This window comes from Burkholderia alba (genome assembly GCF_034721475.1).
Lineage (GTDB): Bacteria > Pseudomonadota > Gammaproteobacteria > Burkholderiales > Burkholderiaceae > Burkholderia > Burkholderia alba.
Genome location: NZ_JAWJWL010000063.1, coordinates 1 through 10,544, shown reverse-complemented (window position 1 = coordinate 10,544; position 10,544 = coordinate 1). Strand labels below are relative to the sequence as shown.

Below are 10,544 nucleotides of genomic sequence, written 5' to 3'. Positions count from 1 at the left end.
GCCTACGGCTACCGGGATGAGCAATACTTCTTCCTCAAGATCCGCGCTGCCTTCCCCGGTAATCCGCGATGAACCATATAAATGGGGCGATTGCATTCCATGCGAGGTTGCGTCGTTGTAGGCGAGTGCTTTAATTATTATTTACTATAGATATAAAAATATCGATCCATGTGCTGTGATAGAAAGGGGCGTCTAATCATGATCCATAGAATCTCTATTTGCATATTTGCTTTATTCATGAGCGCCATGTACGTATCCTCGGCAAATGCTAAAGTGACCAAAGATGTGTCTTGGAAAGAAGTGGCAGGATGTGAAGTCGTTGGGGCAACAGCGTACTCGGTTCGCAGATCTTGTCAATATACGCATTATCGAACAATCGAAGATACGAACGAACATGGATACATCACGTTTAAGCGATACGTGGATGGTGTACTCGTTAATAATGAAGACTATTACTTTGCTAAAAATCGTAATGTTGTGGTAGGGATTGTAACGTGGAGCATACCCCATCATTGAGATTGGAGCAGCCCCTCGATCGAGAACCCTGAACACCTCGCGGCCGCACATAGCATCGAGACCCGGATGATCGCGATCTCCTGCCCTGCTACACCGCGATTTGAAACACCTAATTGGCGCCCGTGCACGCAGACAGACATCCATCTGTTGATTTCCACCGAAGTGGGTTAAGACTCTGTGGAAATCAACACAAGGGTTTCATTCGTTTTAAGCAGCCAGTCTATAGTAGTACGAGGATTTGAACGCATCGTAATTTTATGGTCTGGGGTCGTTTGAGTCGTGTGAACTCGCCGCTGTGTCGGCGATACGAACCGTGTCATGACATGGTCCTTCCCCTATGAAGAGGCGCCAGGTCCCGACAACGTTCGCCGACACGTGGTCATTCGGAGAATTGAAATGAACGCGTCCCACCCCGTGACCGAGTGAGCGAAGAATGAAGGTGGATCCTCACGGGCCAACGGCATCGATGTGCCCAGGTAGAAAATGCATGCATTTTCTGGCAATCGGAGGATCCACGATGAACAGTATGGCCGTAGGTGTCGACATCGCCAAGCGAGTATTCCAAGTGCATTACGTTGACCGGGAAACCGGCGAGATCGTGAACAAGGCAATCAAGCGGGAGAAGTTCTTGGAGCACTTCGCGAACCGTGCGGCCTGCCTGATCGGGATGGAAGCGTGTGGTGGAGCCCACCACTGGGCTCGGCAACTCACGCAGATGGGTCATGAGGTCAGGCTGATGCCGGCTGAGTTCGTGAAGGCGTTCAACATCCGGAACAAGAACGACGCGGCGGATGCCCGGGCGATTTGGCTTGCGGTACAGCAGCCAAGCAAGCCGGTGGCAGTGAAGACCGAGATGCAGCAGGCGATGCTGGCGCTGCACCGGATGCGCGAGCAGTTGGTGAAGTTCCGCACGATGCAGGTCAATGGACTACGTGGCTTGCTGACCGAATACGGCGAGGTGATGAGCAAGGGACGGGCGAAGCTGGACGCGGAAATACCGACTGCGTTTGGCCGAATTGCAGAGCGCTTGCCAGCGGCACTGATCGATACGTTGCGAGAGCAATGGAACGGGTTGGCAAAGCTCGACGAACAAATTGCCGAAATCGAACGCCGGATGCGCGAATGGAAGAAGGAAGACAAGGCCGTGAAGGCGATCAGCGAAATCCCTGGCGTGGGATTGCTGACAGCCACCGCAGCGGTGGCAATGATGGGCGACCCGAAGGCGTTCAGTTCGGGACGGGAATTCGCAGCGTGGGCCGGGTTAGTGCCGAAGCAAACCGGATCGGGCGGCAAGGTGAACCTGCACGGGATCAGCAAGAGGGGCGACACGTATCTGCGCACGCTACTGATCCACGGTGCACGAAGTGTGCTGATGCACGCGAAAGAGCCCGGTGAGTGGGTCGAGCAGATGAAGAGGCGCCGACCGCCGAATGTGGTGATCGTCGCATTGGCCAACAAGATGGCGCGGACGATCTGGGCGGTACTGGCCCATGACCGGCCGTACCAAAAAGGTTACGTGAGCGTGAAGCCGGCTTGATCGGTGAATACCACGTTGAAGATTAACGTTTAGCACAGGGTGAACGTCGAAAGGTTGCGCAGCAATCGAGTGTGATGACAAGCCAGGTAGGACCGGGACTCGCTAAACCTGAATGCCGCCACGAGCTACTAGCTCGCTTGGAGAATGAGGTGCGAGTCAGCGAATTTCATAGGGGCCCGCAGCGGCAGTATCGGCTGCAACAAGGCCGGATATAGAGCTGCAGCCCATCCTGTCAGTCTGAACACACGAAAACTGTTGCAAACGGGACGCGTTCATATAGGTGGCATGGTGCGTCGTCCAGGATTCAATGCGCGATGTGTCGAGCTCGTCAACCAAATCCATTTGGCCAGGCGGCGGTGCCGGCACGCGCCGCGCCGGCAGCGGTCGCAGATGGCCGGCTCGTCGCAACGTTTTTGCGATCGCCTGCAGCTGATGCCAGAGGCGATCAGCTTCATCCGGGTGCAGGGTGTCGGCGGCCGCCTCGAGCGCGTCGACGAGCTGGTCGAGACGCGATGCGGCGCTATTCAACACAGCGCGTGCATGTCCGGAGGGTTTGTTGCGTCAACTGGAGCGTAGCTGTCAAACGAAGTAAAGTCGTCCGGGAAATGACCTAAAGCCGTCCAATCGAATAAACTTCATGAAGGCGGACGATAAAAACCTTTATTAATCTGAGTCTTATCGTTAAATTGACGTAAAGTTATCTAATCCGTTGATGTGGTGAGTGCTTCCGACGACGAGGATTTGCGCGAATTTGAAGCGACGTCCTGTCGATACTGTGCTGAGCGCAACGCGGCAAGTTCAGCTGGATGCGCGAGAGCGGGGCGCAGGAGATAGAATTTCCGCGGGCGCATAAACAGTGCAAAACGATGCTAGGTCCAGGCGGACGTTGCGAGATCTTCCCGCAACCAGACTATCAACTGACCGGTCCAGGCAGCATACGTGAAACTTTGCGGGCGATCTGGGCAGTGCGCCAGCCAGCCGGACAGACCAAGCGCCGGGGTCAAGGGGCGAAGCGCGTGAGCACAGGTGCGGGCGAAACCGAGCCAGCTCAAATGCCAGTCGACAGCAGCAGCTGTTTCTACAGTGATGACATCGATGGCGATAGCGAATTGCCGACGGCACAACGTATGCCACGTAGTCCTGTCGATGCCGTGTACCACGCGTCCGAAGAGCTGGGTCTGGGAATGCTGGAGCGTTTGCTCGAGTGCAAGAAAGCGCTGAGCGAAGTGAGGCCAATCGCGCTGTCTGAAGTGCGACGAACGGGATTCGAGTATATCAGGTACCGGACGGAGCTGATCCTGGGAAGACCGGGGGCGCGTTGCCAGTAGTTCCAGAACAGTGGGCGGCGGAGCATCGTAAAGCCGATTCGACATACGGAGATGCGCGGTGTGGCGAGCAATATTGTGTGACTGCGATGCACTGCGAGAAACTGGCCCTTGAGGGGGTCGTGTTGTCGACGTGGAAATTCGCAAAGGGATTCGATGGGTCCGGCGATATATGCCTGCCACCTGCGCAGAATCCGGGCGGAGCGTCCTGAGACCGGTGTGCATCTCCATCCGGGCAAGTGCAAGGCGGGTACCCAGTGTGCCCCGCATCGCTTGCATGTGAGTGGATGTTCCGCCATGTCACCGTGCAGCGCGTATGGAATTGATTCTGCGCACCGGGGGCAACCGAGTTTAAGGACAAGGTGATGCACGGGGCAGCGCGAGATGAAACGCCACTGAAACCATGCGGCGTGAAAACCCTGTCGCAGACATTCGCGACAATAGCGTAGCTCGGCGCTTGCGACGGGGAGCCTAGGTGAGCGGTAACAAAATGCCGCGGTTACATCGTTGGGTGTGATCTGCAGCAGATCTTCCAGGCGGACGGGGTCAAATTGATCGGCACAACGCAGATCAACGCCCTTTGTGGGGAGGATCTCCCTCGCTGGCAGTAGGAGGATCAGCTTTGATAGCTCGGCCACCGTCAATCGGTTGATCAGCGAAAATTTCGACAGCCGCATCCACTTGGATTCCCCGGCGGAGCTCCACTCAGGGCGCGACGTGTAGTTTGCCAGGGCTGTGTCTGCTGGATTCCAGAGGATAGGCTTGGTTTCTTCAAGTCGGACCTCACACATGATCTGTCATCTGCTGATCGCCGATAGCGTGGCGCCGCCGGCCTTCTGCGCCATGACGTACCTGCTGCGCTCGACCATGGATATCCAGAAAGATACATCGAAGGTTATGGTTGGATTATCATTGGCACTACTGATTAGAAGGGCAGCCTCGGCGGCCGCGGTGAAGTATTTCATGGGAATGTCGACTGGACCTTCGAGCTGGGCCTTAATGTGGGCATCCTCGAAAGCATGCCATAGGGCACCCGCGGAGTCCTGCATGCGCAAGCCGGCTTCATAAGCCTGAGGAACATGAAAGCGTGTATAGCACCAGCCGGACGCCTCAGGATACTCACCCTGATCGTATGCTTTGAGCACGGCACGACATTCGGCGAGCGAGGTGATGCCGCGAAACGCCAGCTCTTCCACCATGAAGCGCGCAACGATCTGGTTTTTGTCCTGCGCCTGAAAGGCGGATTTCTGCGCGACGAGTTGGGACTGACCTACCAGAAAGACAAACAGGCGCAATCCGTTGCTTTCCAGCTCATCATGCAGGTCACGTAACCATTCATAGTGAAACTCATGCAGATTCTGCGCTTCGTCAGCAAACAGAACGATCCGTTCATCGCCCTTCGCGTCGGCTACCTGTCTCAGTTTGTGTAGGAGCCGCCCGCGAAGGGCGGCCTTTGACGCGCCGTTTTGCGCCGGATGATTTGCCGCGTGCAGCAGGGATGAGAAAAAGCTGTTCTCCGAAGGAGTTTGTGAACGCAGACAGCGCATCCTGTAGATCGACAGCCTTGGATGACGCCGTTCGAGATCGCGGCGGATGAACTCGATGGCACAGGTCTTTCCAATACGTGGTCGCCCCGTGGATCAATGCACCGGTGATATACAGCAGCAGACATTCGTCGACCAGGGTGCGAAAGGCCGCGATAGACGGTGTCGGTATCCGGTAGGTACGACGGCTGACGGGATGATCTTCCAGACACGCGGGTCGCTGCGGGGCGGTAGCCATACGTTTCCTCGAATCATCGGTTCTGTACGGTCAAGTCACCGAAATCGACGACAGCTTCGTCGCCTTCCTGTTGCGATCGTACGATGGGGAGGTTCGTGGCACCTGCGGGCTCTTCCATGCGGGAGAGTTGCATGCCGACCGTGCCATCCTTTCTGCTCCGTCTGGACGCATTGCGTTGCGACTTCGACAGCAGTTGAACCGGATCCTGTTCGCCAGAGAAAGTGAACCGGCCAAGGCGGCGCTGGCGCAGGATATGGCGACGCAGACGCAAGGTGTGACGGCTGTAGCGCCAGCCTTCCAGTACACTGAGTCGACCCAGTTCGGCTCCATTGGGCAGATACGCCCACGCTTCGCGCATATCGGCCGGATTTGGATAAACCCGAATGGGCTGGCGCAACAGCCCGGTTGCCCGCTGCATGACCTCACTGCTATAACGGGCGCCATACAGGCTGATATACGGTGCGGTACCGCTTGCAACGCTACCGCGGACCGTGCAAAGATGGACCGACTGAAGCTGGTGCAGGCGGGATCGCAGAAAAGCTGACAGGGTTCGAACCGGCGTGGTGTGATGATCGAGCGCCAGGCGCATTGCTTCAAGTGGGGTTCGGCCATTCAGGCCATCGTGCGGCGTGCAGTGATAGTTGGCAATCGTGACGTCCAGCAGCTCTTCGAGCTCTCCGAGCGTGATCAGCTGGTTGACAGGTGTTTGCCTGCCTTTCCTGCCGACGGGATCGTTGGGGTGACGTCTCGTCGTACCGTGTACTCTGCGGGACATCCGGTCGGTCAGCGTCAGGAAAAAGTGTTCTATAAGGGGACGTCCGGTGGGTTCACCTACAGGACCAGCTTCCATCCGGCAACCGACGAATTCACAGACAGGCGCGAAGGCGTCTTCAGTGAGATGAGACGCGGCATTGTCGACCTTCAGCACATCCCAGCAGGCGTAGGCCAGTTCGGGCAGTTCGGAGACAAAGCCGGCACCCTCGCGGTAACCGAGGCCAGGAATCGCGAAGTGATCGCGTTTACGTCTGGGGCGTAACGCATCCTGTAGCGTCGCGAGTACGTCGTGGTGATCGTATTCGGGCGCAGGGACAACGTGCCAGCCGATCACGGCGCGGGTGCAGATGTCGATCATCGTCACCACGAACAGGCGCTCGGTTTCGAGATCAACGCTGATGCCTGAAGGCTCGATGAAACGTACACGCAGGCGCAGGTCAAGCTTGTGGCCGTCGAGTTCGACGACAGAGAATGGTCTGACCGTCGTTTCCCAGGGGCTGTCGTTATGAGGTATGCGCAACGGGATGCGATCTTCGAGCAGTCGCCTGATCCACCGTGCGAAGGACCGATATCCGCGCTCGTCCTGATTCAGGGGGTAGTCGGCCGCCGTCAGTCCGGCTTCCAGGCATGCAGCTATCACCATGGAGTGTGTTTCGGTAAGGCCTGACAGGCGGTTTGTGCGGGTCATTCCCAGATGGCCGTTGCCAATCTGCCGTTCGATGATGCGGGGGAGTTGGGGCAGGCGTTCGAACAACTGTCCGATAGCGCCACTCAGGCCACCATGCGACGTTTGGCGATCTGCCGGTTTGCTTCGGCGATAGGTTTTAGCGCGTGCATGTGGAATGAGTCCCCTGAATCCCTGAATCCGGCCGTCAACGTGCGCGGCCAGACAGCGCGTCAGTAATCGTGAAAGAAAGCTGGGGTCGATCTTATGGTCCCGGGTGATGTCCGCAAGCGGTGTACCGCCCAGATAGGCCAGCATGGCTTGCTCACGTTGCACGTAGATCTTGCGCCGTGATGGATCGAGCGCGCGTGGATCAACGGATGGCCACAGTCTGGCGTCGGTGAGAGGTTCCGGGATGTCGCTACGTCGCATAATGTCCTGTCTGCGCAAACCGATGTATGCGGGAGTCCAACGCCCAGGACCGGGTGACGAGATCGGGGCTCAGAAGATAACCTGCGTGCAGGCCAGCAATGGCGGCGGTACGAATCAGGACAGGATCGTGCCGTGCGAAGTGGCGTTCAAGTTCAAGAAAGGATGCTTCGTGTTCGAAAAAAGCGAGGACATCATTCGCAAGGGCCGTGGTAACCAGCCGCCGCCCTGTGTTCAGATAGGGCAGCAAAGTCATCCAGTTCAGAATCCACACACGATATTCGTCAAGCTCGGCCGGCTGGACGGTCTGAACAAGCGGCAGGGACGGTGCGCCGGCAGGGACCTGAACTTGAAGGGGCGGCTCGCTGGCCTGGGCGAGAGTCAGATATTGAGGTCGACCGTCTCGTAGCAGCCAGAAATCCGGAGGCGGATCTGGCTGGACCGATACGAGGGGGCCGCTCGCAGTATGTCGTGACAGCCGGATTTGCTTCGAGCATGACCCACAGGCGGATCTGGTCAAGTGAGGTGAACACCAGTGCGCGCTGCAGCTTCGGTGACCACACATGATGAAGCGTCTGCTTGGGCAGCCGGGAAATGGGCATGGATTCGGGTACACGCATGGCGGGAACACTGGAGCAGCGATATTGGTTTACTTTAGGTCAAATACAGCAAAATGGACAAGTTTATGGCAATCAAGAATGACGTAAAGTTATCTGGCATCGCTCGCCAGCCCTTATAAACTAGTCGGTGGAACTGGACGACTTTAGTTCATTTGACACGTGCGGCGAATGTGGCGAGTCTTGCCGCTCAACATTCCGCGGCGGCGTCCTCGCCGTCGTCGTTGTGGCAACGACATTCGCCTGCCCGGTGCGACACAACCCAATTCGGTATGGAGCTACGACTTTGTGCACGACCAGTTGGTGGATGGGCGGGCGTTGAAGATGCTTTGCGTGATCGATGAATACACCCGCGAGTGCCTGGCCGATCGAGGTCGGCGCCAGCCTGCGGTCGCAGGATGTGATTCTGACGCTGTCGCGACTGATGCGGCTGTACGGCAAGCCTGCGTTCGTACGGTCGGACAACGGCGCCGAATTTACCGCCGTCAAGGTCATGCGCTGGCTGCGAGATGTTACAATCGGCCCGGCCTTCATCGCGCCAGGCAGTCCGTGGCAAAACGGGTTCGTCGAGAGCTTCAACGGCAAACTGCGTGACGAATTGCTGAACCGGGAATGGTTCCGCAGCCGCGCCGAAGCCAAGGTGCTCATCGAACGCTGGCGACAGTTCTACAACGAGCGCCGACCCCATAGCGCACATCGCTATCAACCTCCCGCCACGGTCCGTCGAGCCTGGCTGGATTCCGATAATATCGACGCGAGACCACTGCCTGATTGGCTACAAAATTCCGCCGCAGGTCAGCTCCTCGTCACGTTGTCGAGCACGTTTCTGAACAAGGATTGTCCTAGGGTTGGATCATGTCGTTCATCGGCTAGAATCGATCAGCCTCGGATTGATTAATCAATTTAGAATCTCTAACAATTATCAAATTTTATAAAATTTACAGGGATATGGTATGAAAAACCCCCTACTAGTACCCCTCCTGATCGGAGCTGCATCGACAGCAACGCATGCTCAATCCAGCATCACTCTGTACGGAACAATTTCAGCAGCCGTAAACTATGCGACACATGCCAATCCTGCTGGAGATCACTCCATCTCAATGCAGCCTGGGACCATTGACGCTACAAATTTCTGGGGGCTAACAGGTAGCGAAGATCTTGGCGGAGGAACGAATGCCCATTTCAAATTAGAATCTCCATTTAATTTGAACAATGGCGCACAATCAATCGCCGGTTTTACTCAAGGATTTTTTGGCAGTGAGGCTAGTGTCGGTTTAACCACGATAGTTGGGCGCTTTGATATGGGCCGACTGAACACGTATGGTAGTGCTGCAGAACCATTAGCTCTCGGAGATCCAGTACATGGAGGCGGGATAACGATCGAAGATGTCTGGCCGGTCGTTTACTCTGGCACGCGATTTGACAATGCTGTTCGCTACCGAATGGTAGCTAATGGTATCACTGTCGGTGCGATGTATGCATTTGGAGGCTAGACTGAATCAGCGCTGGGTGGCCACACCCTTGCAGGAACACTGGGATATGAAACCGGTCCATTAATGTTGTTAGGAGTATACCAAACCACAAAACAAAACACCGGCAAAACGAACAATGTCCTGTCTCTTGGGAGCACGTATAAACTCGATAAAGTAATTTTATCTGCTTCATATATGCACGTCGGGCGCGATGCAGGATTCACGGGTATCAACAACAGTGGTTTTATCGCCAATTCACCCACAAGCCAAAAGCTAAATTTCTTCGAGGCTGGCCTCAGCTGGAACGTGACCCCGTTGCTCACTTGGAAGATTGCCTACGCGCAGGGTATAGTGACAGGTGGATCAGTGCTCGGCGTGCCTGGGAATGGAAAACTTCAAACGATATATTTCGTTCTCGATTATTCATTATCGAAAAGAACGATATTTGTTGCCGGAATGAATTTCAATCGATGGACAGGATCCTATGCCGGCTACTGGGGTTCAACTATCGACTCCGGCGAGCTCTCAACCGGCAACCCAGTAGCCAACGGAAACAATGCACGACTGAACATCACGATAGGAATGACGCATTCATTCTGAATCGAGCGATAACCACCTAACCATTTGCTTCAGTTGAAAAGTTTTCAAACATCGCCCCGCGCAACTCATATATAAGCAGCAATCACAATTGCAAAATCCCCGCATCACACGCAAATTTAATAATTATCATCTACATGAATTAGCGACGCCTCAGCGCCAAGAATAGTGATTAAGACATGATGGCCTTCAGGGAAACGCGGAGTTGGCGTCCGGTCGATAATCAGACGCTCCTCACGGAGCGGCGGAGACAGTCATGGACGAGATCAAGCTTTACATCGGGCTAGATGTTCACAAGGACTCCATCGCGATTGCGAACGCACGCGCGCACACTCACGATGATCCCCAATTCGTCGGCACCACCGGCTACAGCGTTATTTCCTTGACCAAGGCGCTTTCCACGCTTGGCAAGCCCTCTGAGTTAAGCATCTGTTACGAAGCAGGGCCATGCGGCTACGGACTCGTGCGAGCATTACGCAAACAAGGCTACCAATGCGAAGTAGTTGCTCCGTCCCGGGTCGCCCGACGGCCGGCCGACAGGATCAAGACCGATCGTCGCGACGCCTTGCTGCTTGCCAGACTTCACCGCGCTGGAGAACTGGTGCCGGTTGCTGTTCCCGAACCGCAGGACGAAGCCATCCGTGATCTGGTTCGCGCCCGCGAGGACGCCGTGAACGACCATCGTCGAGTGCGGCAGAGGCTCAAATCGTTCCTGCTTCGTCATGGACTTTCCTATACTGGCACGCGCTGGGGGCCGAAGCACGAGCTCTTCCTCTCAAAAATCAAATTTGAGGATTCCGCCCAGCATATCGTCTTCACTGAGTACCGGAT

Annotated in this window: 5 protein-coding genes and 3 pseudogenes; 5 read left to right on the top strand and 3 right to left on the bottom strand. The window is 55.9% G+C overall.

The window, feature by feature from the left end:
* Positions 1-1,033 precede the first annotated feature (1,033 nt).
* Positions 1,034-2,053 carry an IS110 family RNA-guided transposase gene (locus RZR99_RS31370; RefSeq protein WP_323123614.1) on the top strand — a complete coding sequence of 340 codons (1,020 nt, stop codon included), beginning with the start codon at positions 1,034-1,036 and terminating at the stop codon, positions 2,051-2,053.
* Between the two features lie 156 nt (positions 2,054-2,209).
* On the opposite strand, the gene RZR99_RS31365 is transcribed toward RZR99_RS31370, so the two are convergent.
* The 3 genes and pseudogenes from RZR99_RS31365 to RZR99_RS31355 all read right to left on the bottom strand — a co-directional run bounded on the left by RZR99_RS31365 (position 2,210) and on the right by RZR99_RS31355 (position 6,916).
* On the bottom strand, positions 2,210-2,581 hold the full coding sequence (locus RZR99_RS31365; protein WP_323123613.1) for a hypothetical protein: 372 nt from the start codon (positions 2,579-2,581) through the stop codon (positions 2,210-2,212).
* Between the two features lie 1,594 nt (positions 2,582-4,175).
* Positions 4,176-5,003 (bottom strand): annotated as a pseudogene (locus tag RZR99_RS31360) (ATP-binding protein); the annotation flags it as partial.
* Between the two features lie 170 nt (positions 5,004-5,173).
* A complete protein-coding gene (locus RZR99_RS31355) occupies positions 5,174-6,916 on the bottom strand; it encodes an integrase (protein WP_323123612.1) in 1,743 nt (580 codons plus the stop codon).
* A 199-nt stretch (positions 6,917-7,115) separates the two neighbouring features.
* Here RZR99_RS31355 and RZR99_RS31350 point away from each other — a divergent pair, with 199 nt between their 5' ends.
* The 4 genes and pseudogenes from RZR99_RS31350 to RZR99_RS31335 all read left to right on the top strand — a co-directional run.
* A complete protein-coding gene (locus RZR99_RS31350; protein WP_323123611.1) occupies positions 7,116-7,436 on the top strand; it encodes a hypothetical protein in 321 nt (106 codons plus the stop codon).
* A 370-nt stretch (positions 7,437-7,806) separates the two neighbouring features.
* Positions 7,807-8,404, top strand: a pseudogene (locus tag RZR99_RS31345) (IS3 family transposase); the annotation flags it as partial.
* Positions 8,405-8,597: 193 nt separating this feature from the next.
* Positions 8,598-9,716 (top strand): annotated as a pseudogene (locus tag RZR99_RS31340) (porin).
* A 253-nt stretch (positions 9,717-9,969) separates the two neighbouring features.
* On the top strand, positions 9,970-10,544 hold a 575-nt coding region (locus RZR99_RS31335; protein WP_323123610.1), incomplete at its 3' end, for an IS110 family transposase.

Excerpts from the sequence above, each read along its gene's own strand:
- RZR99_RS31370 (WP_323123614.1), top strand. The coding sequence starts at position 1,034 with ATGAACAGTATGGCCGTAGGTGTCGACATCGCCAAGCGAGTATTCCAA.
- RZR99_RS31355 (WP_323123612.1), bottom strand. The coding sequence starts at position 6,916 with ATGCTGGCCTATCTGGGCGGTACACCGCTTGCGGACATCACCCGGGAC.